At 38.4% G+C, this 23,797-nt stretch carries 25 protein-coding genes; 6 read left to right on the top strand and 19 right to left on the bottom strand.

The annotated features are described in order from the left end of the window. Nucleotides 1-5: 5 nt before the first annotated feature. A complete protein-coding gene (locus F984_RS06535) occupies nt 6-1,379 on the bottom strand; it encodes a PQQ-dependent sugar dehydrogenase (RefSeq protein WP_004708024.1) in 1,374 nt (457 codons plus the stop codon). A gap of 349 nt (nt 1,380-1,728) precedes the next feature. Between F984_RS06535 and yddG the strand changes: the two genes are divergently transcribed. The 4 genes from yddG (at nt 1,729) to F984_RS06515 (ending at nt 4,661) form a co-directional block, all read left to right on the top strand. After that, nucleotides 1,729-2,640: an aromatic amino acid DMT transporter YddG gene (gene yddG, locus F984_RS06530; RefSeq protein ID WP_004708023.1), complete on the top strand. Its 912-nt coding sequence runs from the start codon at nt 1,729-1,731 to the stop codon at nt 2,638-2,640. Between the two features lie 274 nt (nt 2,641-2,914). After that, complete coding sequence (locus tag F984_RS06525) at nt 2,915-3,487, top strand: nuclear transport factor 2 family protein (RefSeq protein ID WP_004708022.1); 573 nt, start codon at nt 2,915-2,917, stop codon at nt 3,485-3,487. Next, nucleotides 3,454-3,948, top strand: a complete 495-nt coding sequence (locus F984_RS06520) for a chalcone isomerase family protein (protein WP_004708021.1) — start codon at nt 3,454-3,456, stop codon at nt 3,946-3,948. Before F984_RS06525 ends, F984_RS06520 begins: the two co-directional genes overlap by 34 nt. Before the next feature lie 17 nt (nt 3,949-3,965). Continuing rightward, nucleotides 3,966-4,661 (top strand): response regulator transcription factor, encoded by a 696-nt coding sequence (locus tag F984_RS06515; RefSeq protein WP_004708019.1) that lies wholly within the window; start codon nt 3,966-3,968, stop codon nt 4,659-4,661. Here F984_RS06515 and F984_RS06510 read toward each other — a convergent pair. From F984_RS06510 to F984_RS06465, 10 genes are all read right to left on the bottom strand, one after another. Next, nucleotides 4,658-5,983, bottom strand: a complete 1,326-nt coding sequence (locus F984_RS06510) for a sensor histidine kinase (RefSeq protein WP_004708017.1) — start codon at nt 5,981-5,983, stop codon at nt 4,658-4,660. The two genes, F984_RS06515 and F984_RS06510, sit on opposite strands and share 4 nt — an antisense overlap. Nucleotides 5,984-6,011: 28 nt before the next feature. After that, nucleotides 6,012-7,061, bottom strand: a complete 1,050-nt coding sequence (locus F984_RS06505) for an SAM-dependent methyltransferase (protein ID WP_002049152.1) — start codon at nt 7,059-7,061, stop codon at nt 6,012-6,014. 8 nt (nt 7,062-7,069) lie between these two features. Then, nucleotides 7,070-7,849, bottom strand: a complete 780-nt coding sequence (locus tag F984_RS06500) for a DUF1295 domain-containing protein (protein WP_004708014.1) — start codon at nt 7,847-7,849, stop codon at nt 7,070-7,072. 29 nt (nt 7,850-7,878) lie between these two features. After that, nucleotides 7,879-9,078: an SAM-dependent methyltransferase gene (locus F984_RS06495; protein ID WP_004708013.1), complete on the bottom strand. Its 1,200-nt coding sequence runs from the start codon at nt 9,076-9,078 to the stop codon at nt 7,879-7,881. Continuing rightward, on the bottom strand, nt 9,075-9,866 hold the full coding sequence (locus tag F984_RS06490; RefSeq protein ID WP_004708011.1) for a DUF1365 domain-containing protein: 792 nt from the start codon (nt 9,864-9,866) through the stop codon (nt 9,075-9,077). Before F984_RS06490 ends, F984_RS06495 begins: the two co-directional genes overlap by 4 nt. A gap of 22 nt (nt 9,867-9,888) precedes the next feature. After that, the gene (locus tag F984_RS06485; protein ID WP_004708009.1) at nt 9,889-11,151 is read right to left on the bottom strand and encodes an NAD(P)/FAD-dependent oxidoreductase; all 1,263 of its coding nucleotides are present in this window, start codon (nt 11,149-11,151) and stop codon (nt 9,889-9,891) included. Beyond that, nucleotides 11,148-12,119: an acyl-CoA desaturase gene (locus F984_RS06480; protein ID WP_004708007.1), complete on the bottom strand. Its 972-nt coding sequence runs from the start codon at nt 12,117-12,119 to the stop codon at nt 11,148-11,150. Before F984_RS06480 ends, F984_RS06485 begins: the two co-directional genes overlap by 4 nt. Before the next feature lie 117 nt (nt 12,120-12,236). Next, nucleotides 12,237-12,803 (bottom strand): lipocalin family protein, encoded by a 567-nt coding sequence (locus F984_RS06475; protein ID WP_004708005.1) that lies wholly within the window; start codon nt 12,801-12,803, stop codon nt 12,237-12,239. A 107-nt stretch (nt 12,804-12,910) separates the two neighbouring features. Further along, nucleotides 12,911-14,302, bottom strand: coding sequence for a heavy metal sensor histidine kinase (locus F984_RS06470; protein ID WP_004708003.1), 1,392 nt, complete (start codon nt 14,300-14,302; stop codon nt 12,911-12,913). Then, nucleotides 14,299-14,970 (bottom strand): heavy metal response regulator transcription factor, encoded by a 672-nt coding sequence (locus F984_RS06465; protein WP_004708002.1) that lies wholly within the window; start codon nt 14,968-14,970, stop codon nt 14,299-14,301. Before F984_RS06465 ends, F984_RS06470 begins: the two co-directional genes overlap by 4 nt. Nucleotides 14,971-15,074: 104 nt before the next feature. On the opposite strand from F984_RS06465, the gene F984_RS06460 reads away from it, so the two are divergent. Both F984_RS06460 and uraH read left to right on the top strand, forming a co-directional pair. Beyond that, nucleotides 15,075-15,563: a GlcG/HbpS family heme-binding protein gene (locus tag F984_RS06460; RefSeq protein WP_004708000.1), complete on the top strand. Its 489-nt coding sequence runs from the start codon at nt 15,075-15,077 to the stop codon at nt 15,561-15,563. A gap of 13 nt (nt 15,564-15,576) precedes the next feature. Further along, entirely contained in the window at nt 15,577-15,978 is a 402-nt protein-coding gene (uraH, locus tag F984_RS06455) for a hydroxyisourate hydrolase (RefSeq protein WP_004707998.1), read from the top strand. 56 nt (nt 15,979-16,034) lie between these two features. On the opposite strand, the gene F984_RS06450 is transcribed toward uraH, so the two are convergent. From F984_RS06450 to F984_RS06415, 8 genes are all read right to left on the bottom strand, one after another. Continuing rightward, the gene (locus F984_RS06450) at nt 16,035-16,742 is read right to left on the bottom strand and encodes a PqiC family protein (protein WP_004707996.1); all 708 of its coding nucleotides are present in this window, start codon (nt 16,740-16,742) and stop codon (nt 16,035-16,037) included. Further along, nucleotides 16,732-18,399, bottom strand: coding sequence for a PqiB family protein (locus F984_RS06445; protein WP_002049115.1), 1,668 nt, complete (start codon nt 18,397-18,399; stop codon nt 16,732-16,734). The genes F984_RS06450 and F984_RS06445 overlap by 11 nt, the downstream gene beginning before the upstream one ends. Nucleotides 18,400-18,406: 7 nt before the next feature. Then, nucleotides 18,407-19,216: a paraquat-inducible protein A gene (locus F984_RS06440; RefSeq protein WP_004707991.1), complete on the bottom strand. Its 810-nt coding sequence runs from the start codon at nt 19,214-19,216 to the stop codon at nt 18,407-18,409. Continuing rightward, on the bottom strand, nt 19,213-19,821 hold the full coding sequence (locus F984_RS06435) for a paraquat-inducible protein A (RefSeq protein WP_002049163.1): 609 nt from the start codon (nt 19,819-19,821) through the stop codon (nt 19,213-19,215). The genes F984_RS06440 and F984_RS06435 overlap by 4 nt, the downstream gene beginning before the upstream one ends. A gap of 319 nt (nt 19,822-20,140) precedes the next feature. Next, nucleotides 20,141-20,698, bottom strand: coding sequence for a TetR/AcrR family transcriptional regulator (locus F984_RS06430; protein WP_004707989.1), 558 nt, complete (start codon nt 20,696-20,698; stop codon nt 20,141-20,143). Between the two features lie 653 nt (nt 20,699-21,351). Further along, complete coding sequence (locus F984_RS06425) at nt 21,352-21,672, bottom strand: hypothetical protein (protein ID WP_004707987.1); 321 nt, start codon at nt 21,670-21,672, stop codon at nt 21,352-21,354. 83 nt (nt 21,673-21,755) lie between these two features. After that, nucleotides 21,756-22,688, bottom strand: coding sequence for an LpxL/LpxP family acyltransferase (locus tag F984_RS06420; protein WP_004707985.1), 933 nt, complete (start codon nt 22,686-22,688; stop codon nt 21,756-21,758). A 175-nt stretch (nt 22,689-22,863) separates the two neighbouring features. Then, nucleotides 22,864-23,778 (bottom strand): alpha/beta hydrolase, encoded by a 915-nt coding sequence (locus F984_RS06415; RefSeq protein ID WP_004707983.1) that lies wholly within the window; start codon nt 23,776-23,778, stop codon nt 22,864-22,866. Nucleotides 23,779-23,797 lie beyond the last annotated feature (19 nt).

Genomic DNA, 23,797 nt, shown 5'->3' with positions numbered 1-23,797 from the left:
CCTTTTTAAGGTTGAGTCACTGAACTACTAATGGATTGTTGGGTTGGACTCTCATACGTTGTTTCAGCAACTGGTGAGACACGCCAAATCGTGTTACCAACATCATCTGCGACTAACACAGCTCCTGAAAAATCAATTGCCACCCCAACTGGACGCCCATACGCTTTGCCTTTATCACTTAAAAACCCCGTCAAAATATCTTGCGGTGGACCAGAAGGCTGACCACTTCTAAATGGTACAAAAATGACTTTATAACCACTATGAGGCTTACGGTTCCATGAACCATGCTGACCGATGATCGCCCCACCCCTAAATTGTGGCATGAGTTCAGCGGTATAAAATGCAAGGCCTAAAGAAGCAGTATGGTTACCTAGCGCATAGTCAGGTTTAATGGCACGAGCAACCATTTCAGGATTTTGAGGTTTGACTCGTACATCTACATGTTGACCATAGTAGCTATAAGGCCAGCCATAAAAAGCACCGTCTTGGACTGACGTCATATAGTCGGGCACTAAATCACTACCAATTTCATCGCGCTCATTTACAACCGTCCAAAGTTTACCACTCTGAGGCTGCCACGCCATACCGTTTGGATTACGCAGTCCTGTTGCAAATGGACGCGACTGACCACTTGCGATGTCAAACTCCATAATTTGTGCACGGCCTTTTTCTTGATCTAAACCATTTTCGGCTACATTACTATTGGAGCCGACGGTAATGTAGAGCTTTGTCCCTTCACGATTGGCAATGACGTTTTTGGTCCAATGGTGATTTAGAGGGCCACCCGGTAAATCTAGTACTTTAGTACCACTGGCAGTAATTTTGGTTGCGCCTTCTTGGTAAGGGAAACGCATAAGTGAATCTGTATTGGCAACATACAAATAGTTCCCCACCAGTGCCATACCAAATGGTGAATTTAGATTTTGAAGAAATACGGTTTTCTGGTCAGCTATTCCATCTCCATTGGTATCACGAAGTAAAGTAATACGGTTAGCACTCGGATGAGATGATCCTGCTCGTCTCATCACAAAAGTCATAATTTTACCTTTAATGCCTTTGCTATCTTCCGGTTTAGGCGGAGCATCTGTTTCAGCGACCAATACATCACCATTCGGTAATACATAGAGCCAACGTGGATGTTCAAGTCCTTTAGCAAATGCTTTTACCTTTAAGCCTTCTGCCGGAGTTGGTGCAACACCACTAGGCCAGCCCTTCGCTGGTGCTATATTTACGGTTGGAATTAAGCTTGTTTTTGGTTCAGGTAACTTTGGTTCTGGACCGTAACTCTCGGTAATTGGATATTGAGAGGATGAAGCACACCCAGTAAGTACACATACAACGGTAGTGCCTAAAGTCGGCAGTAAAAAACGTGTAAGCATCTTTTATCTCCATTTCTTATTTTTTCGCAATAAGCACAGGGTAATGCTTTAGGAGAGAGACTTATAGTTTATTTATTTAACTGTGCTCGGCATTAACGGCTATATTTTTAAACTTTTAATACATAACTGGGTGTTTTCTAGGCGTTTAGCTTACTTTAATGCTTAGCTATAAATTGATACCTTACATTTAGTTTAATTACCTAAAGTATTTACGTTTGCTGATAATCATTTATTAGGTAATTATCTATCCGTGCCTATTTTTTAATTAAAAATTCCTTTACCCTGACTTACTTTAATTATTTTAACTTTCACTGTAGCTCAGGTGTTCAACTAAGTTCATTTATTTCTTATGTCAAAAAATTTAGCAACATTGATTGGTTTAAGTGCCATCCTGATGTGGGCCTCTATGGTGGGTTTTGTAAAACATATTACGACCGTGATTGGACCAGATGTTGGCATTACACTGATCTATTCACTAAGTGCGTTGCTACTGCTTATTATTTTTAGAGTGCCAAACTTTAAGTTAATTTCTAAAAAATATTTAATTTTAGGTGCAATTTTATTTATCGCTTATGAACTCTGCTTTTCGTTTGCACTTGCCTATTCAAAGACAGCGCAACAAGCGATTGAAGTCAGCATTGTGAACTATCTTTGGCCAAGCTTGACTGTTTTAGCTTTTGTCATTTTTAAAGAGCTAAAATTTAATATCTTTATTATTTTAGGTTTAATTATTTCGATTTTCGGCATTACTTTTATTCAGACCGGAAATGGCGATTTTAGTCTAAGTCGAGTTATAGACAATTTTTATAGTAATCCTCTAAGTTATATTTTGGCTTTTATAGGTGCAATTATTTGGGCTTTGTACTGTGTATTAACCAAGAAAATAGGTAAAGGACAAAACCCTATTTCTATTTTCTTTATTGGCGTCGCTCTAACATTGTGGTTAAAGCTATTCTTTAGTGGTCAAGCTGTTTTACCTACACTCGATTTAAATACGACTTTATCTCTCGTTTTTGCCTCTACAGCAATTGGGCTAGGTTATGCAGCATGGAATATTGGCATTATTCATGGCAACACCACGATGCTAGTGGTAGCTTCTTACTTCACTCCAATCATTTCATCTTTACTGGCCATGCTGGTTTTACAAACCGAGTTATCAATCAGCTTTTGGCAAGGAACTGCTATGGTTACAGCCGGTTCACTCATCTGCTGGCTTTCAACAAATTGGACAGTAATCCGCTCTTATTTCAAAAAGAATTAAAAGCAGTGATGAGTAACAGAACTAGTATTAGTTTTTTTGCTCTAAAGCAAAATTTACAGCTTCTTTGGCATGACTAGAAAGAAATTGCTGTTTATCTTTTCTTAGCCTAGTTATTTTTAATATTAAAAAATATACAGCCTCAAAATTATCTTCAAACAAGCAAACAAGAATCTGTAGTTCTCCCTTTAACGTGAAAACTAAAAACTCAAGAATTCACGCAAATTTCACGACAGCCTCTTTAAGTTAATTTTATAAAGTTGGCTAGGATTTAAATATGAAAATTATAACCACTGCCCTAGGGCTGATTACCTTAGTAGGTCTAACAGCATGCAAAAGCGTGCCTAGTTACTCAGGTGATTATGGTAAAGCCGAACGACAAATTACTGGCGTCACATTAAATGATGAGCAAGCACTGGAGATTGGTCACCGTTTTGTTGCTGCGTTTAACACTTTAGGCACACCTTCTTTTGTAAGTAATGCGAGTCAACTTTATGCGGATCAGCTCTATATCAACGATACACTTTCCCAGTTCTCGCAAAAAAAAGATCTAATTAAACACTTTGAGGGTATGAACGCACGAGTAAGTAACGTCACTGTAAAACTGATTAGCGCAACTCACCATCAAGATACAGCCTATATTCATTGGTATATGGCTTATGACTTTAAAATACTAGGCCGTACAAAAACCATGGCTTCTTATGGCATTAGTCAAATCAAAATTAATGAACAACAACAAATTATTTTCCAACAAGACTTCTGGGACTCTGCGAATGGTCTCTACCGTTCTTTACCTGTATTTGGAGGAGTTTATAAATGGATATTGCCATTCAAAAAAGTCGAATCTTAATACTACTGGGTATTTTAATTGCGTCTCATGCAAATGCTGCTGAACTGAAAAAATGCAGTTCAGCTCCTTTAATGGTAACGAGTCAAAAAGTCGGAAATGTTAGCTACTTTGCTGAAGATTGCCTAAAAAGTTGGCAGAACCAAAGCATAAAAATGGACTTTAGTTATAACCGAGATATTCCTGAGTGGGCATTTAAGCGAGCAGCAACTCACTATTTAAAGAAGAATATTAGTGGATTTGATGCGAAATCCCCGCTTAATCATATTAATGAGCTTTATAGACCAATCAAGAGCGGAGATTTATATAGTCTTTCTTATCACCATGAAAATCAAAAACTAGAGCTAAAATTAAACCAGAATCTACTCGGTTCTATAATTAATCCGAATGCAAATCAATATTTTAAAATCTGGTTTGGCACTGAACCATTTAATGCTAAATTAAAACAACAACTATTAAATTAATGGCTTAATAAAATCTCATGGGTAATCATTTTATCCTCATGGTTGAGGACCATTTTGAACTGGCGGCGACCGTGTGTGAATTTCTTGAAGTACATGGTTACGTCATCGATCATGCGCGTAATTTAGATGCGGCACGTTCTTTTCTTAAGTCACAGCATTATCATCTTTTGTTGCTCGACATCAACTTACCCGATGGCTCAGGTTATGATTTGTGTAACTGGTTACGGACCGAGCAAGGCATTGATATGCCAATTCTTATGCTCACTGCTAGAGATACTTTAGATGACAAACTTAAAGGATTTACTGCTGGCACGGATGATTATTTAGTTAAGCCATTTGATTTTAATGAGTTGGTCATGCGTATTCGAGCACTGATCAAAAGAGCTGCAGGTGAAGTCGCAAATCATAAAATTCAAATTCATGATTTAATTCTCGACAGCGCAACTCAAACTGTTATTCGTGCCGGAAACAATATCGAATTACCCCCTATTCAATTTAAATTATTAAAAATTTTGATGCGTCAGTCTCCTAAAGTAGTAACTAAACAGGAACTTATGATGGAGCTATGGGGTGATGAAGAACCTGAAAGTGATGCTTTGCGCAGCCACATCTATAACTTAAGGAAAATGATAGATAAACCTTTTGACCCTAAACTATTACATACAGTAGCAGGCGTAGGTTTAAAAATTGCTTTAGACGATACTGCCGATTAATTTAAATAGACGACTACTATTAAACCTGTGGTCATCTCTAAATCCAGCTCAGGATGAGTCGTTAAGTAATATTGCCGATCAAACAACTCAACTCGCCAACCTAATTGTTTGCAAAGCTTTTGGACCAATTGCAACCCGATGCCGTGTCCTTTGGCTTTTAAAGAAAGTTGCGAGTCGCTGAGTTCCTGAACTTTCATATCATTAGGTAAAGAAATTCCGATACCATTATCGGCAATAATTAAGCTGTTTTTTTGTTGAATAATATCAATTTGTGAACCTTGGGAATAATTCAGAGCATTACGCAAAATATTGCCTAGAACCATTTTAGTCATAGAGGGATATAACCAGCGTGGTTGTTCGGCTGAGTCTGGGTGAATATGAATATGTATACCTTTACTCACACTTACCCCTTCTAAACTTTCGACTAAATCCCTCACAATTTCAGATAATAAATTCTTTTCAGACGGTAAATTTTTTACAGTATTACGGGCAATTGCGAGCAAGGTGTCGACGAGCAATTGCATGTCTTCAATTGTATTGTGAAGACGAGTTAAAGATTTATCTTCACCATATTTAGTCTGACAAAGTTGTACATTGCCTTTTAAAATCGTGAGCGGCGTACGTAACTCATGGCTGACATCGCCGGTAAATTCTCGTTCACGTCGAATAAATTCACTTAAAACCTGATGATATTTTTCCAAGGCTTGTTTGAGATATTCCGCCTCCATATTGCCATTGGTATTGATATCTTTAAAAGGTGAAGCTTGTGTATCTTGGTGTGCCCAATCAATATTTTCTAATGCATTTGCCAAACGGGTAATAGGGGAAAAATAGCGTCTTGCTCTTCGATTTGACCACCACAAAAAGCTATATAAAACAGATAAACTAAACATAAGTGGTGCGAGACCAAAAAGCCAAACCAGCTTATTGACATTACTTTCGCCAAATACCAACAGTACATGCTGACCATTACGTTCACCATATACCGTCATACGTTCTTTGCCATCAACAAATATTCGATGTACCCCACTTTCTAGATGCATATCTTTAAAAGGTTGTGGGGCTACTTGAGTATTCCACCGATATCCATATAAATTTTTAGTATCTGGCAGGTCTGCATTTGGGTTACGTTCTATACGCAACCAGTAATGTTCCATTTCCTGTTCTAAAGCGGTTTTAAGTAAAGAGCCTTTAATCACCCAAGCACTACAAGCCAACCCGACCACAATTGATAAGGCAATTAGACCAATCTGCAACCAATAATATCGATTGAACATTTGGGCTAATGGATGAGCTTTGCCATCGTTTCGAGTTCTTATCATATTTTATCGCCGAGATAGGCTATCGAAATTACAATGATCTCTTTTTAAATAAAAAGTGACCAATGACCCACTCTTGTCCTTGTTCAAAACCAAAAAGTTCAGCACAAGCCATGAAGAAAATACGCCAGCGTTGCCACCAAATATTGGCATCTTTCCCATAGATCTTTTTAAACAGTGGCTTGAGCTCTTCCTCTTGATTATCCATATTATTAAGCCAAGCGTTTGCCGTTCTCATATAGTGCTCACCCGACCATTGCCAATGTTGAGCCAACTCTAAATGCTCTTGAAAATGCAAAAAAGTTGAAGTCGAAGGCATTAAACCGCCAGTAAAGAAATACTTGGACATCCAATCATAATCTGATTTTACTTCAAAAGGATAATGCAAAAAGCGATGACAGAAAATATGACACCAGAGTAACCCTTCCGGCTTTAACCACTGCTGAATTTTTTCAAAAAGTCGCTGATAGTTTCGAACGTGTTCAAACATTTCGACCGATACAACACGATCAAATCGGGCTTGGTCTAATTCGAGAACATTCACATCACAGGTCAGTACTTCAATATTGCTTAAACCTCTTAACTTTGCTTGCCCGAGAATATGCTTTTTCTGGGTTGCAGAATTTGAAACAGCCGTAATCTGTGATCGTGGATAGTTTTCTGCCATCCACAAAGTTAAAGAACCCCAACCGCAACCTAACTCTAAAATGTGTTGACCATTTTTAAGTTGTGCTCTTTCACAATAAAGCTGAAGTGCAAGCTCTTCTGCCTGATCTAAAGTTGTTGTTTTGGTGGGAAAGTAACATGCACTATATTTAAGTCTTTTTCCAAGCACCGCCTGAAAAAACTCGGTTGGTAACTCATAGTGCTGCTCGTTTGCCTTATCTGTTTCAACGGCTATTTCGCTCTTTTTCAGCATATTAAGCACATCCATATAGCGCTGTGCCCCTTGTTCAGGGTCATAGCGACCTTCCTGAATTAAACGCTTTTTGCTTAAAGCTCGAATTGCAGCCCGAATTGCATGGTCTGGAATCACACCACTTTCAACAATTTTCAAAGACTGATGAACGATAAAATCCATATGCGCACCTATTTTTTTGGTTTCCGCGGTATAAACATTGACGTTTTTTGTTGATAATCAAGATAATTTTGACCGCGACTTTTAATTGCCTGTTTTTCACTAAATGGAATACCCGTGACGTAATATAAAAATAGCCACATGAGTACCGGATAAATCCACAATAAATATTGGCCTGCTGCTAAACCAATAATTGGATAGGCAAACCAGTGTAACCATTCAAAAAAATAATTGGGATGACGGGAATAGCGCCATAAACCTTGGTCCATGGTTTTACCCTGATGTTCTGGGTTTAATTTGAATCGGTATAGCTGCTGATCAGCGAGCTGCTCTCCGATAAAGGCGGTTCCCATAACTACAGCAGCAATAATTAGGGTAATTTTATATCCGCTGTCCCATGCAGGTGCCTCTACATTGAGTAACAACCACATCGGCAAAAAGAATAAAAGCACTAAAAAGGTTTGAAAGATAAAAAATAAGAAAAAACCTAAATGCTGAAACTTACCCATTGCCTGTCGCATACTGGCGTAACGACCATCTTCATTCTGTTCAGATTGATAACGTCTTAACAAGTGCCAAAATAATCTTAAAAACCATAATCCACTGAAAAGACCAATAAACAGTCGTACTTCGACAGGAGCAACCGAAATGAGTAAAGAAGAAACAATAATGTTCACTGCCAGACAGAAACTCCATGCGGCATCTACAATTCCGGCACGACCATTTAGAGTTGCAAGTAGCCAACTGAGCAACATGATCAGTAAATCCAGAATTAATAAATTCCATAACATGCGCATTCTCCTTGCTTGATGTGTTTGAGTTAGTAACTGCTACTTTCAAACAACAAGTGAACGTTGCTTATCACACCTTCTTTAAAGCCACCCTCGCAATAACATAAATAAAAATCCCACATACGTATGAAGTTTTCATCGAAACCTAAAGCCAAAACCTGCTCTCGGGCTGCTAAAAATCGCGCTCGCCAGTGATGAATGGTTTGCGCATAACTTAGACCAATGTCATTTAAAGACTTTAACCTTAAACCACTTTCAGACGCGGTTTGAGTCAATACAGTTATGCTAGGAATAAAGCTACCAGGGAAAATATAGCGTTTAATATAATCAACAGTGTTGAGTGCTTTCTTATAGCGGAAATCTTCAATGGTGATGGCTTGAATAAACGCTAAACCTTTTGGTTTTAATAGTGCTTTGCACTGGTCAAAATATGTCGATAAATACTGTGCACCAACTGCCTCAACCATTTCAATTGACACCAACTTGTCAAACTTACCTTCAAGCAGACGGTAGTCTTTGAGTTGTACATCAATTCGGTGAGATAGTCCTGCTTCATTTACGCGAGTAATGGCTTCATGGTATTGAGCCTGTGAAATGGTAATGGTGGTCACTCTACAGCCATAGTGTTGAGCTGCATAAATTGCAAAACCACCCCACCCACTTCCAATTTCAACCAAATGATCCATTGGTTTTAAATCGAGCTTTTTACAGATAATCTCTTTTTTTAAATCTGATGCTTCTTCGAGAGTCATGGTTTCATTTTCAAAGACTGCACTCGAATACATTAAAGTCGGATCTAAAAACAATTTAAAAAAGTCATTGCTTAAGTCGTAGTGCTCAGCAATATTTTTACGGCTACCACTTATGGAATTCTTCCGGTTTTGATACCAGGCCTTAAGAAAAAACTGACTGGCTTGGGCAACAACATTCTGGTTGATTTGGTCTAATACATCTCGATTACGCGCTAATATCTGAATCAACTCGACAAGTTGCTCACTGCTCCAATCACCACGGATATACCCTTCTGCTGCTCCTAAAACACCATTTTTTAAAATGAGATCCATCAGTAGAGGATTATGAACTTCAATTACAGCGTGAAGATCTGAAACTTCACCGACCGTCCCATTCCACGCGCCCTGAAAAGTAATCTGTCCATGACGTAATTTAAGAAGACTCTTGAGCAGTAATGGTAGCGAGTCATCTTCACCATAAAGAAATGTTTTTATCATGTCTTATCTACCTTGATCTTTTTAGGATGACGATAAAATGGAACTTTTTTTCGCCACAACTTAAATGCCTCTAAATATATGGAAAACAGCATTTTAAAAGGCGCTAGGCTGTTGATAAGAGCATATCGATATTGCTGTGAAGGAAATGTGATGGGCACAAGTTCAAAGCGCATAGTGGCATCAAAGACTTGTTTTTTCTCTTCAAAGAGCTGCATATGAATAACATTTTGTAAGTCTGAAAAACTAAACCGCCAACGGTAAGTCAACTGCATGGGCATGAACGGCGAAACATGAAATGATTTTTCAAAGTTAAAATCGAAACTCTGATAATCACCCACCTGACCTTGTTGTTTTATACAGTCGTGTGTATAGACTTTTCGCTCATTCCACGGGGTATTGGTAATTTCACTAAGAATAAATAGCGGTTGGCCTGTTTGACTTAAAACAAAATAAAATACGGCTGAATTGAACCGAAAACCCAAACAACGAGGCAAAGCCAATACTCTGATTTGCCAATCTGAACCCATATATAAGTTGTTATTTTGCAGTAGCGCTTTTCCTACCCGATCCCTTACCGAACCGCTATACATATTTAAAAAATCACTTTCGGATAGTTTTAATACATTCCAATGATCAGTCGACCAAAATAAACAATCTTGTGTAATTTCATTTAATTGATCTGGGTCAAACCATAAATAATTTAAGGTCGATGTAAATTGGTGAGTTTTGGGACTATAACGTCTGTGACGAATAAGTGCGGGAGCCATAGCCAGTTTAGTTAATAACATTTGATAAGCTCCCGTTTTATTTTTATAACGCTAAGAGTTGCTCAACAACACGCGCTGCACTGCGAGCGCCATCTTCATGAAAACCCCATCCCCAATATGCTCCACAAAATGAAGTACGATTTTGCCCACTAATTTCTTGCCAACGAGATTGAGCTTGAATCGCTTTTGCATCAAATACCGGATGTCGATAATGACGTTCAACCAAAATATCTTCGGCTTTAATTTGCACATTGGGATTTAAAGTACAGAAAATCTGAGTTTTGCAGGGTAGGTTTTGTAAATTGTTCATCCAATAAGTAAAACCATAATGTATGGCAGACTCATTGTTTTGAACTTGCGATGCAGGAGTTACATGTACATGCCAGCTTGCCCACTGCAAACGGCTTTTAGGCATAATTGAAAGATCGCGGTGTACCACCATATGATTATCTTGATAACCAAACTGACTTAATATTTCTTGTTCAAGCGATGAAGCATCTTTTATTAAATCTAGACTATCATCAGCATGGCTTGCAAAAATCACCCAGTCATATTGTGCTTGCCCTTCTGAAGTTTCGATCCACACGGTTTCAGGGGAACGGCTCACACCTTTTACTTCTGCAAACTTCCATTCAAGCGATGGGCAACACTTTTGAATAGCACGAATATAACTTGCCGAACCATGTTTAACCGTTTGCCATTGGGGCCGCTCTTTTAGCTGCAACATACGATGATGCTGAAAAAAACTTACCACAAATCGATATGGAATCTGTCCTACCTGCTCAACCGGAGCCGACCATAATGCACCGCACATCGGATAAAGATGCTCATAACGGAACTCGGCACTGTATTTATGCTGATCTAAATAGTCTTCAATCGCTAAATTAGGATCCAGATCTGTCACGTCTATATCTTTATTATCATCGTAAAAACGCAGCAAGTCTGAGAGCATTTGTAGAAATTTACGATTTAAAAAGTTCTGCGGACGGGCAAAGAGCGACCATTTTTTTGAAGGATTATATTGAAGCCCACTGACCAGATTATTTACCGAAAAACTCATATCGCTGCTTTGAGTTTCTACGCCTAATTTTTTAAGCATGTCAGTAAATAACGGGTAGTTATAGTCATTAAACACAATAAAACCGCTATCTACCGCTATCTTAGTACCGTCTATATCAAGCTCATGCGTATCTGTATGACCGCCAAAATAGTTATTTTTTTCATATATCGTAACCTGATGTTGTTTTGACAATTTCCAAGCCGCATAAAGCCCCGATATACCTGAACCAATAATGGCAATTTTCATAACACTTCCCCATTTTCAATTTTTTCTATCGGTAGATTTTTAATTTTTTTATATTGATAAACCTTCTCTGGTACTGGTTTTAATCCCCATACCAAACCAAATAAAGACATGACTTTTAACACATAAAAGGTAATATCGATCTGCCACCAATAAAAACCTTGACGCACACTACCCGCGTAAAAGTGATGGTTGTTGTGCCATCCTTCACCTAAGGTAATTAAAGAGAGGAAAAAGTTATTACGGCTATCGTCAGCCGTATTAAACTCTCGTGAACCATAACGATGCGCAAGTGAATTAATACATAAAGTCGCATGTGTTAACAGCACAGTAGAAATCACAAAACCCCATACCAAAAGCTGTAAGCCATTGGTACCCAACCCAGGGAAACGCTGCGCCAACCATGAACCTAAACCGTAAATTGCCAAAGCCGTCAAAATCACAACAGGTAAGCTAAATCGGTCAAGCCAAATCAGTTCCGGATACTTCAACCAGTCTTTAATGACTTTTTTTCGAGTGGCAAAATTCTGTTCGTTTAAAAACCAGCCTACATGCGAATACCAAAAACCTGCTTTCGCTGAATGCGGATCTTGTTCGGTGTCGGTAAAATGATGGTGATAACGGTGGTGTGCTGCCCACCATAACGGTCCGCGCTGTGCACTCATGGTTCCAATCAAGATAAAAATAAATTGGACAACACGGGAGGTTTGAAAGGTTTTATGGGAAAGATAACGGTGAAAAAAAGCGGTAATTGCAAACATGCGTATTAGGTAAAAGCCAAGCATGAAAATCACAGCAAACCAAGACACCCCTACCCAAAAAGCAGCTAAACAAGCGATGTGTAATAGAATAAAAGGTATGATTCTTAACCATTGAATTTTCTTTTCAATGACATATTCGCTAGAAGCATCCATTTGCGCATTTTCTGAATCTGACCAGCTATCGATCCAGCGTAGAAAAAATTTAGACATTGATTCTTCCCGATCTAAAGCATTTCTTTTGGTTCTAATTTAGAAAATGCGCAATGAATTTTATGTGAAGTTCACAGTTTTATGAGCCAAATTTAAAAGGCAACATAATCAGCGATTTCAATAATTTGTTTGTGTTGTTTTAATGAGTTTGGAAACATCATAGCCATAATGTTTTGCCGTTTGCAAATAAGAGTTATATGTTGCTTGATCAATTTGAGGGCTACGAGAAAGAATCCATAAATATTCTGTACTTGGTCCACCCACCAAAGCGACTTGATAATCTGGGTCAACTCTAAGCACCCAATAGTCACCTTTAGTAAAAGGAATCCATCTTAAACCGGAAGGTAAGAAGCTTACCTCTAGTTTACTATTACCTTCATTTTGCGGATAAGCCACACCTTCGGATGAAATCACTTCGCCTTTTTTATTCGTACAACTATTTAAAACGCCCACGGTTTTATCTGCGTTAATCGAATAGGTTGCTGTTGTATTGGCTATACAATTACGCTGAAAAAACATAGGTAAATGCGCAATTTCATACCACTTACCTACATATTTATTAATATCGATAGCGTCAACAGCTACGGGTTTAGTGGTAGTTTCTGCATAGGTACTTAAAGGGGCCAATAGACTAACTACGGCCAGACTGCTACTCATCACAATTGATTTAAATAATAATTTCATCATGATCCTCCTATATTTATTTCATGTGTTTAAACATACTTCAGAGGGTTGTGAACAAAGTGTGAAATTTAAAATTAAGCAACATTTATAGGTAGTTAATTGTATTTCTATGGAGTATCTGCAATTGGGAAATCAAGCTCAAAACATACTCCTACAGCCGTGTTATAAGCACGGTATGAGCCATGATGTAAATCCATAATAGAAGCCACAATAGATAGACCTAAGCCGCCTGTCTGACTCTCATCAGTTCGGCTTGAATGACATTGGTAGAATCGTTCAAAAAGATGTTCAAGTTGATGTTCAGCGATTGAAATACCACTGGTTATCACACTTAGGCTCACCATTTTCTTGTGATCAAGTGTCTTATATTTACTTGTAACTAAGATAGTTCTGTTATAGCCCCCATGAACCAGCGCATTTAAAACAAGATTGTAAACCGCTCGTTGAAATAACTCTGGATCTGCAAATAACATTGGAACTTCTAGATTAAAACTAATGTGGCAGTCTTGTTCCTCAAATTGATATTCAAAAATCTGGCATAGCCCATCTAAAACGTCCTGAATATTGATTTGCTGTTTGTTAACAAGCACCATTTTTTGATCGGCTCTTGCCAAGAACAACATGCTATCAATCATACGTTTTAATCTGTGATAATCCTCTAAATGAGACACTAACAAATCTTGATATTGCTCTACTGAACGCTCATCTGTTAAAGCAATCTCGGTTTGTCCTATCAAGTTATTTAACGGCGTACGGAACTCATGTGCGATATCTTCAGAAAAACGATTGAGCTGCGTATAGCCCTTTTCAATACGTTCAAGCATATGGTTTATATCTTTAGAAAGCAGCTCAACTTCTAAAGATGTATTTGATAGGTTTAAACGTTTTTGTAGCTGATTTACGTTAATTGAGTGAGTTTGCTTGCGAAGCCGTTGTAGCGAACGCAACCCTAAATGACATACCAAAATACAAAGAGCAAAAATTGCAAGAATTCCTCCTACCACATACATCAAAAGATTCTTTTGAAATGGTAAAAGTATATTGATGTGCTCAGACCACTGTTTACCTGCAATAAGCAGATAAGGTTCCTGATTAATAGTGATGGTTTTCCACGCAATTCGCGTTAGATATGAGTTGTTAGCCAAGTCCTGAAATTGAAGATTTGTTCGCTCTGCAAGCTGAGGTAGCTGAATATGGAGTGGATTGATATTAATTAAAGCTTTGTCTTTATGAATAAGTAAAAATAAGTTGTCTTGGTTGCCAAGCATGTTTTGATACAGCTTAGGACGCGCAATAATTTGCTCAACATTTTCACTGTCTTGTAGCAAAATTTCCAAACGATTAATTCGGTCTACTAAAGCTTTATCTTGCTGCTTTAATAAAATTTGGTTAATACCTAAATAGGTCATAAAGCCGACTGAACATAAAATGAGAGCCGAACAAAGCGTGACCAGTATGGTAATACGGACTTCAAGCGAACGCAGAAATTTAAAGTTCATAAGCTAACCGAAATTTTATAGCCCAAGCCACGGATGGTATGGATAAGTTTTGGTTCATATCCTTCATCAATTTTGCTTCTTAAACGGCGTACTGCAACGTCAATAAAGTTAGTATCGGTGTCAAAGTTAATATTCCAAACCTCAGAACCGATTTGTCTACGCGTCACGATTTGTTCTTTATTGACCAATAAATAACGTAATAAGTTAAATTCGGTTTTACTCAGTTCGATTAAGTTGCCATTACGCCATACTTTATGCCCCACCAAATCCATTTTTAGATCACTTATAGACAACTCATTTTCTTGCAAATACTGCTGTCGTCTTAACAAACTTTTAATGCGTGCCAAGAGTTCAATATAGGAAAAGGGTTTAGCCAAGTAGTCATCTGCACCTAACTCTAACCCTTTCACTCTATCCATGACCTGATCTTTTGCCGTTAAGAAAATCACCGGAATTTTTGAGAACTGGCGTAGTACTTGTAATACGCTCCAACCTTCTATGTCTGGCAACATCACATCAAGAATAAGCAAGTCATATTGATCTCTTTTTAGCATTTCCAAACCTTGAAGCCCAAAATGTACGCACTCGGCTTGGTATCCGGATTCTTTTAACCCTTTGACCAAATAAGTGGCGATTTTGATCTCGTCTTCAATAATAAGAATACGCATTTTGTAGAGACTCATTAGAAAAATGACAACTTTGTAATGTGATTGTCATGCTTGAAATTAGGCAATTTGTTTAAGATTTTCAAAGCGACATAGAGGCAATCATTATGAACAAAATAAACTGGCTGCTACTCACAACAGTGCTATTTGCAAATAGTACTTTTGCACAGCCTCCTGCTTTGAATCAAGTTTATTCGTTAGATCTTAAAACCGCCCATCTGTTAGCCGACAGTGCTAAACAGGCATGTAAACAACTAAATCAAAATATTGCGGTCGTTGTCGTAGATCGTGGCGGTAATACTTTAACTGCCGAGCGGCATGAGTTGGTTGGCCCGCATAATTTAATGGCTGCCGAGAAAAAAGCATATACCGCGTTATCGACCAAAACATCGACCTTAGTTTTAAGCCAAAACAGTAACCAAAACCCCGATGCAAAAAATTTAACCACCGTAGCAAATTTACTTTTGTTAGGCGGTGGCGTACCTGTCCGTTTTGAGAACCAAGTGATCGGCGCAATTGGGGTTGCGGGTGCTGGCGGCGCGCAAAATGACAATCAGTGTGCAAGCAAAGCCATTGAAACCGTTTTTAACTCATAAGGAGCTACATCACATGAATAAATCATTTATTGCTTTATCTTCTTTATTTATAGCCTCAGCTACATTTGCACAAACCAATCCGCTTAGCGTGCATGTATTAAACCTAGAGACAGGTTTACCCTCTTCTCAGGTTGAAGTGGTTTTGGAGAAGAACACCAATAACCAGTGGGTGAAACTCAACCAACAAGTGACAGACTCAAATGGTCGTATTACTGCGCTCTATCCGGAAAATAAAAAACTAGAACAAGGTGTTTATAAAGTTACGTTTAAAACTGAAGAATGGTTTAAAAAGAACAAACAGCAAACGTTCTTTAGCGAAGTACCCGTGATTTTTAAAGTGGACGGCAGTGTAAATCACTACCATATTCCGTTACTGCTCAGCCCTTACGGTTACTCAACCTATAGAGGCAACTAAAATAAAAAAACCTTTATCTGTTTTTAGGCAGATAAAGGTTTTTTTAAAACAACTTGCTACGAACAAATACCATTGTTGACGACTACTTTTTTATTTGAATCTAGCGCCAAGATGGAAGAAGAAACCGTATTAATAATTTGGCTCATTGCCTCACTTGAAGCACTAACAATTGCTTCAAGTTTTTTAGCTTTTTGATCAATCGGCTGCTTAAAAGCAATTCGACAATTGAGCTGCGAACCCGCATTCGTGATGACTTTTGGATTAGATGATTCTAATTGAGTAGGCGGTATTTGACGCTTCACCACCCAAGACACTGCAACATTGATATTGCTGTTATCTACAATATCGAAATGAGAAAAGTCTGTAGAAACTCGGTATAAAGGCTGATTATTTCCAGCAAGCCCACTGCTATAGCTATCAATAGCGCCTAACTTTTGCTGTAAACCCGCCGACAAGGTATCACGTAATTGTGTACTCATAGTCGAAGTCCAACGCTCATTATCCAATACTGTTGACTTGCCATTACTGTCCTGTAGCACCAAAGGCGCACGATCTAAACGGTCTGGAAGTCCAACCGGTAGAACTTCAATAACTCGAATACTTGAGTTAACTGCCGGAGTTACTTTAGGGCTAATCGTATAGTAGTTTGGCGTTGGCGAACTAGAACAGGCTGTCATAGCAACCGCTGTTAAAAGTACCCCACTCCCAAGCAGCCATTTGGCTACTTGAGAGTGTTGAAATGATTGGTTCTTTTTATTTTTCATCGTTGGCCTCTGGTCTCTTACCACGAATAATAGATTCAGGATGTTGCTCAATATAATCTGACATGAGCTGTAAAGAAGCAGCCGCACGAGTCATCTGTTGCAGTGCTTTACGTACGTCTTGTTGTAACGGCGCATCACTCGACAAGATAGACTCGGACGATCTTACAGTTTTACGAACATCGTCTAAGGTTGCCTGTAAACCAGGTGCGACTTTACCGTCTAACTGTTTAACCAGCTTGTCAGTTGACTCAATAGCTGTATTCATGTTCTTAAGCGTTTTACGAACATCCTGCCCAATTTCTACTAACGGGAATTTGGTTAACTTGTCAGCAATTTGAGAAACCTGCGCCTGCAAACCACTTAGCTCTGTTGCAGTGGTTGGAATCACTACACGACCATCATTTAGTGTTTGTAAAGTTGCCGGTTTAGCTTTAGGGAACTTGTCTAACGCAATATAGTTTTGGCCTGTTAAGAGGTTGCCCGTTCTCATTTGTGCACGCCATCCATGCTCAACAAAATCTTTGAAAATTTCACTGTTTGGATTGAGTGCCAAGCCATTTTCAACGCGTGACGGATAAATTACCGCCTCAACACGCATACGAATCTGCTTATAGTTGTTATAAAACTCTGCATTAATTGATTTAACACTACCAATTTCTATACCCATGAAGTCGATTGGTGCACCAACTGCTAACCCACGTAATGAATGATCGAAGTACATAATCACGCCACGCGGTTGTCCATCTGGTTCTTTTAATGCCTCAGCTTTTGAGTCCCAAAGATTAAAGTGACTCTTATTGGCTGCTACAGTTGCATTTGAATTTTCAGGGAAACCAAACGCAATACCACCAGCGACAATACTTGCAAGCGACTGAGTATCTAAATTAAAGCCTGAAGCATTTAAGGTGACGTCTATACCACTTGCCTGCCAAAAACGAGCGTCTGTTGTTACAAACTTATCATACGGCGCACGAATAAAAGTCTGAAGCTCTACACTTTTACCGTCATCGGCTAAGTTATAAGCGGTAATTTGTCCTACGTTAATTCGACGATAATAAATCGGTGAACCGATATCTAAAGACCCTAAATCATCAGCTTTTAGGAAAAATACTTTGCCCGGGACATCTGAGGTAATAACGGGTGGTATTTCTAACCCCGTAAATTCAAGTTTTTTCTCGGGTGATTTCCCGCCATCCACTTCAATATATGAACCCGACAATAAAGTATCTATGCCTGAAACTCCACTCGTCCCAATGCGTGGTCGCACCACCCAAAACCGTGAATCTTGGGCAGCAAAGTTGCTTGCATCTTTACGTAAATCAATACGTGCAATAACGCGCGAACGATCTTCTGCAAGAGCAATCTGCCGTACCACCCCAATATCCACTTGCTTATAGCGAACTGTTGTTTTACCTGCGACTAAACCCTCGGCTGTACGAAAAGACACTTCAATCGTTGGCCCATTCGACAGTAACGCTTTCACCGCGAGTGAAAGTGCAATTAAAAGTGCAACCAGTGGGACAATCCAGATGAGTAAAGGTTTCCACCGATTTTTCTTTTCTTGAGGTTCTGGTAAATCATTCATGTTTTCCAGTTCAACATCTGTCTCATGATGATCTGAGGTACCGCTGGTTGTTTTGTTTTCAGACATACTCATTTTTCTTTTATTGACTGGGATTAATGGAATCATTATTCAAGGACGAGTGCTCTGCCTGAATAATTGTGGTTTTTTCCGAGGAAAACTGATTGGGTTTATTCGTATTTTGAGATGCATAAAAATTATCCCAAATAATACGTGGGTCAAAACTTAAAGATGCAAACATGGTCAAAACCACAACTGCACCAAAGGCGATAGAACCCGGCCCTGCTAAAATAGTGGCAAGCGATTGAATTTGAATGAGAGCAGTCAATAAAGCGACCACAAACACGTCAATCATAGACCAACGCCCGACAAATTCTACAATTCGATAAAGTTTAATACATTGCTCAGGCGCAAATTTCCAAGCTGCCGATGACTGTATATATACAACCAATAACAGGAAATACAAAATAAATAGCTTAAGCATCGGAATAAAAATACTGGCCATAAAAATGACCACCGACACCAAATAGTCTCCATTTTGCCAAAAGTAAATCACGCCACTCATAATGGTATCTTGCTGACTTCCTAAAAGAGAGTCAGTCACCGTCATGGGCAGCACATTTGCCGGTATATAAAGAATAGTTGCAGCAACCACTAAAGCAAAGGTACGGTTTAAACTTCCCGGTTTACGTTGGTGCAGCACACTGTGGCATCTCACACAGCGTAAAACTTGATGTTTTTTACCAGCGACCGTTTTATCTACTTTTGATGAGTTTAATAACCCGCAGCAGTGACACAATATAAGTGAAAGATCTTTGGCTCTTGGATATTGCTTTAGAACCGTATCGGTATTTTCGGTTTTCACTGTAGTCACATTTTTTATTGTTTTCATAATTGTGACCTATCAATTTCGTTCCATATGTCACTGACTTTTATGGATGTAATATAAACCATTAATAGGCTTAAGACCGCAAATGCCCACAAGGCAATTTCGGGAATAACCAGTACCATACCCATTAACTTTACGAGAGTGACCAAAATTCCAATTAGGAACACCTCAACCATTCCCCACACTCTCATAAAATAAAGTGTACGTAAGGCACCGACTAAAAACTTGGGGCGTCTTTTAAATACACTCACCGTACCAAGGACATAAGCCATTAATAACAAATATGAAAGCGGCACTATAAATGTAGTGATTAAAATGAGGACACCGACGAAGGCCCGATCATAATGAAACATCACCCATACGGCACCAAGTAAAGTGGTTTCGGATATGTTGCCTTGCAACTCAATTTTTACAATCGGAAAACTATTGGCAATCACAAATACAATTAAGGCCGTTAAAATTAAAGCTAACAACGTGGTAAACGGTTTGGTATGCCGATAAAGTTCCGCACCACAGCAGACACAATAAGCTCTTTTTCCGTAAGCAAGCGGGACTCTACGATAGACGGTATCGCACTCCTCACAACCTGCTAATTCTTTAAGCTTCATAGTTATACTCTAAGGTTTATCGTTTTACTGTGCTATAACGCTTGCCGAAAATAATACTTATGAGCAATGTGCCAAACTAATCTCATTTCTTCAAGAAAAAATTAGTGACCATATGGATGAATTATTTTATTAAATAAAACAAAAAGAACTAAAAAGCTCCTTTTCTTCAAGGAGCTTTTAAGGTACTAAATCTAAAAGAATATTCAGCTTAAATAAATTTACGCTCTCTTCAACGCAAAAACATTCCAGTGCAATTTTACGCCCAGCATAACAAAATAAGTTTATTCATTCTAAATAGTAATTCTTTAGATGAATAAATTTAATTAACCCTCACCAAAAAGTAATCTAACAACTTGGTTTGTTCTTCAACTCTGTCTGAGGTCAAAAGCCCTAAAATTGCCCCATCTATCATAAATACCAAAATCTCTGCTTCTGCATAAGAAGTCATTTTCTTAGTTTCTACCATGAGGCAGAAAACCTCATTTTTTAGCCAACGCCTATAACGCACGGCACTTTGGTAAGCATAAGGATAAAGTGATTTAGTTTCAAAAATTGCTTTAAACAATAGGTAGTAAGCGCTATTTAAGTCGGCATGTAAAAGATAAATTTGTCTGAGTTTATCGGTTAAAGTGGAATATTGGGTTGTTTCTATCACCTCTCTTACTTTTTCCATGAGTGTGTCTTTTTGAAGTAAAAGGCATATTTCAATGAGACCTCCTTTTGAGCGAAAGTAATTGTAAAGCGTAGCTTTCGGAATTTTGGACTCTTTGGCAATCAGGTCTACGCCTGCGGTATGAAATCCATATGTTGTAAATAGACGTATAGCCGTTCGAATAATGTGTAATTTTTTAGAAGGCGTTTCTAAATAACGTGGCATAGTTTTACCAATTAAAATAATTTTTTGTTGTATATAAAAGAGATAGAAATGCCGTCACTCTTAAATTGAGTGCTGAATACAGACATGCATAAGCCGCACAATAATGGTGTGCTCGCCTATCTCGGGTTTATTGTTGCTATGATTTTTGGTCGTAACGATTTTTAAGGCGTAGAAAACCTAGAGTCGATTAAACCGTTTTATAGACTTTTTAAGTGGTATGGGCAGAGAAAATTTGGCGAAAGCCAATAAAGAAGAATTAGTACGCATGTGCGAACTCCTTTGGGTAATAAAGAAGCTTCACCACATTACTGTCAAATAATGGTGGCGAAACGAGAGAAGGTTGACAGACTGATACCCAAAAGATCAGCACACCCGAAGGTGTCCCCCTCCCGTTCCGCCGCAGAGGGGGCACGCAGGGACGCCCACAAAAAAGAAAGACTTTTTCGTGTGCTTTGGGTATCCGACCTGTCAAAGTCGACTGGCAATGTGGCCAGCAGGCAAAGAATAGTGCTCAACTCTATTACAGTCAAGCATACAAAATGACATTTGCTTTAAATTAGAGCATTAAAAAGTAAGGATAAATAATTAAAATTTATTGTTAATTTGGGTTTATAAAATAAGCTGCTTTGGCTCTTTAAAAGATATGAGTATTTTTAAAAATAGTCAGTTTTAGATACAGAAATACTTTTTATAAAATTTGCCAACCAAAGTATAAACTCATATTTATTATCAAAATTAGGTAATAGACTTAAATCGATTTTAATAAGACGCTCTTTCATGGGCCGATTTAAACAGCTTTCAAAATCGATAGCGCTATACTTTAGCTTTAAGTTATTAATAGCCGCTTCTTTCTTGATCTCGACTAAAAGGTTATTGAGACAATCCACTAAATTCTTGTTCGGATGTTTTTTTAAACTTATATTTTCATAAACACTTTCGGCCACATCAAAATATTTTTTCATCTCAATATCCATATTTTTTCTCATGTCTTAAATTTTATTCATTAAAAAGCATCTCATTAAAACTATTCATTTTCGACTAAGTGAATTAGCTTGCATCAGTAGAACTTTGCCTCCCCCACAGGGCGAGTTTTAAACCTTCTATGAAACCACATGTACTGTGTTGGCGCGATGCGAATCTGTTTTTCAATAATTTTATTGACGCGTTCAGCATCATTCACTTCACACTCACTTGGAAAGTTTTCAAGTTTAGGTTCTACCAGTACATTATATTGAGGATCTCGGATATCCCCACTTCTGTAGAAATATAATGGTATTGCAACAGCGTTAGAAATATCCATGAGTCTTCGATGTGCAGTGACTGTTGCAGCCTGTATACCAAAGAATGATGCCATGACGCCTTGCTTTAAACCAAAGTCCTGATCTGGGCTATACCAAATTGCATGCCCGTTTTTTAATTTTTTTATTAAACTACGCATATTGTCTTTTGCAATTTGGTTTTTATAAACCCTAGCGCGACTACGATGAATTAAAAAATCCATAAAAGGATTGTTTTGAGGTCTATAGACAACATCCATATCAAAAAATAAAGTACAAGCAGCGCCTCCAGCGTCAAGCAAGGTACTATGTGTACCTAATAGCAAAACACCTTTGTCTCGATTTTTTTCTAGATGCTCCAAACCTTCAATATGTACTCTTTTTTTAAACCATGCAGGACAATACCAAGCATTTAAAGCTTCAAATATTCCAATCATCGTATCAGTAAAGACTAACTTAGCCTTAGCTTCAATTTGCTCAGGTGTTTTTTCCGGAAAACATGCACCTAAATTTCTTAAAGTCGTTTTCTTTCTAGAAGCCAACAATGTCCAAGCAATTTTTGAAAAAAGTTTTGCTAAGCGCCACTGGATTGCCCAAGGCAAGTACGCAAGAAACATTAGAATAAAAGCTGTAAACCAGATACCCCAATATTTTAAAGATAGAAAGGAAAATTGAAACTGCCCAGATATATACTGCGGTTCAGATTTCGTCATACTATAAGTATCTAGAGATGTAGAAAATCATGCTAACACACTCAAACCCTATAAATGCTTATAAAGTGTGTCTTAATATTATGCTCAATGCTTAAGCTAAATTATACAATTTATTGATTAACTTTTAATAAGTAAAAGCCCACCACAGGACTTTTACTTATTAAACAGTACTCACTTACAATTTCATTTTAAAGAAATCAGCAAGTACGCTCGAAGCTTCATTTACATATTGAGGAATATCATATAATTCCATATGGTTTGCACCTTCAACAATATGTAAGGTTTTGTCCTGACTTGCAGCACGTTGAATTAAATCTTCACTCATCCACTTACTTCCTGCCACACTTCCGGCAATCGCAACCAACGGTTGAGTTAAGAAAGCTTCAGCTTTATTGTACGCATCGTAAGTAATAAGCTGAGTCAAGCTACGCGTTGTGGCAAACCCTGGAGAGTTAGGGTGCGCGGCTCTTGGCGTATGGTAGTATTCCCATGCCTGACGAAGTTCTTCATTCGGGGCATCTTCTTCTTTTAAAGGTGCAAGCGGAATGGTTGCAATATTTCCACTCGCTGCATCGGCTGTGCGTGCATCTGAACCCGCTTGAATGTATGGCAAGGCATCTGCATCTTTAACCGTGTTTTCCCAACCATTTCTAAACATTGAACCAATATTAACGGCGCTTACCGTACCTACTGCTTTAATACGGCGATCATTGATTGCTGCATTTGCAGCATAACCACCACCCGCACAAATGCCCATAGCACCAATACGGTTTTGGTCGACATAGCTCAAGGTTGTTAGATAATCAATCACTGCACTAATGTCTTCGGTACGGATGTAAGGGTTTTCTAACTGGCGAGGTAAACCTGTACTTTCACCTTGATAAGACGCATCAAATGCAATTGCAATAAAACCTTGTTCAGCAAGCTTAGACGCATATAGGCCTGCGGTCTGCTCTTTCACTCCACCGCCCGGATGAGCCACAACAATAGCTGCATACTTTTGTTTTTCATCAAAGTTTGATGGGTAGTGAATATTTGCTGCCATAGTAATATCTTGGCCATTCGTATTTTGAAATTTAACAGTATTCATTGTTAGCTCCTTTATAAGC

Origin of the sequence: Acinetobacter nosocomialis NIPH 2119 (assembly GCF_000368085.1) — a bacterium.
Taxonomy (GTDB): Bacteria; Pseudomonadota; Gammaproteobacteria; order Pseudomonadales; family Moraxellaceae; genus Acinetobacter; species Acinetobacter nosocomialis.
This window is presented reverse-complemented; position numbering and strand designations above follow the sequence as displayed.

Bases quoted from the DNA above. Each gene is read 5' to 3' on its own strand.
- F984_RS06535 (WP_004708024.1), bottom strand. From the start codon at position 1,379: ATGCTTACACGTTTTTTACTGCCGACTTTAGGCACTACCGTTGTATGT.
- yddG (WP_004708023.1), top strand. From the start codon at position 1,729: ATGTCAAAAAATTTAGCAACATTGATTGGTTTAAGTGCCATCCTGATG.
- F984_RS06525 (WP_004708022.1), top strand. From the start codon at position 2,915: ATGAAAATTATAACCACTGCCCTAGGGCTGATTACCTTAGTAGGTCTA.
- F984_RS06520 (WP_004708021.1), top strand. From the start codon at position 3,454: ATGGATATTGCCATTCAAAAAAGTCGAATCTTAATACTACTGGGTATT.
- F984_RS06515 (WP_004708019.1), top strand. From the start codon at position 3,966: ATGGGTAATCATTTTATCCTCATGGTTGAGGACCATTTTGAACTGGCG.
- F984_RS06510 (WP_004708017.1), bottom strand. From the start codon at position 5,983: ATGATAAGAACTCGAAACGATGGCAAAGCTCATCCATTAGCCCAAATG.
- F984_RS06505 (WP_002049152.1), bottom strand. From the start codon at position 7,061: ATGGATTTTATCGTTCATCAGTCTTTGAAAATTGTTGAAAGTGGTGTG.
- F984_RS06500 (WP_004708014.1), bottom strand. From the start codon at position 7,849: ATGTTATGGAATTTATTAATTCTGGATTTACTGATCATGTTGCTCAGT.
- F984_RS06495 (WP_004708013.1), bottom strand. From the start codon at position 9,078: ATGATAAAAACATTTCTTTATGGTGAAGATGACTCGCTACCATTACTG.
- F984_RS06490 (WP_004708011.1), bottom strand. From the start codon at position 9,866: ATGTTATTAACTAAACTGGCTATGGCTCCCGCACTTATTCGTCACAGA.
- F984_RS06485 (WP_004708009.1), bottom strand. From the start codon at position 11,151: ATGAAAATTGCCATTATTGGTTCAGGTATATCGGGGCTTTATGCGGCT.
- F984_RS06480 (WP_004708007.1), bottom strand. From the start codon at position 12,119: ATGTCTAAATTTTTTCTACGCTGGATCGATAGCTGGTCAGATTCAGAA.
- F984_RS06475 (WP_004708005.1), bottom strand. From the start codon at position 12,803: ATGAAATTATTATTTAAATCAATTGTGATGAGTAGCAGTCTGGCCGTA.
- F984_RS06470 (WP_004708003.1), bottom strand. From the start codon at position 14,302: ATGAACTTTAAATTTCTGCGTTCGCTTGAAGTCCGTATTACCATACTG.
- F984_RS06465 (WP_004708002.1), bottom strand. From the start codon at position 14,970: ATGCGTATTCTTATTATTGAAGACGAGATCAAAATCGCCACTTATTTG.
- F984_RS06460 (WP_004708000.1), top strand. From the start codon at position 15,075: ATGAACAAAATAAACTGGCTGCTACTCACAACAGTGCTATTTGCAAAT.
- uraH (WP_004707998.1), top strand. From the start codon at position 15,577: ATGAATAAATCATTTATTGCTTTATCTTCTTTATTTATAGCCTCAGCT.
- F984_RS06450 (WP_004707996.1), bottom strand. From the start codon at position 16,742: ATGAAAAATAAAAAGAACCAATCATTTCAACACTCTCAAGTAGCCAAA.
- F984_RS06445 (WP_002049115.1), bottom strand. From the start codon at position 18,399: ATGAGTATGTCTGAAAACAAAACAACCAGCGGTACCTCAGATCATCAT.
- F984_RS06440 (WP_004707991.1), bottom strand. From the start codon at position 19,216: ATGAAAACAATAAAAAATGTGACTACAGTGAAAACCGAAAATACCGAT.
- F984_RS06435 (WP_002049163.1), bottom strand. From the start codon at position 19,821: ATGAAGCTTAAAGAATTAGCAGGTTGTGAGGAGTGCGATACCGTCTAT.
- F984_RS06430 (WP_004707989.1), bottom strand. From the start codon at position 20,698: ATGCCACGTTATTTAGAAACGCCTTCTAAAAAATTACACATTATTCGA.
- F984_RS06425 (WP_004707987.1), bottom strand. From the start codon at position 21,672: ATGGATATTGAGATGAAAAAATATTTTGATGTGGCCGAAAGTGTTTAT.
- F984_RS06420 (WP_004707985.1), bottom strand. From the start codon at position 22,688: ATGACGAAATCTGAACCGCAGTATATATCTGGGCAGTTTCAATTTTCC.
- F984_RS06415 (WP_004707983.1), bottom strand. From the start codon at position 23,778: ATGAATACTGTTAAATTTCAAAATACGAATGGCCAAGATATTACTATG.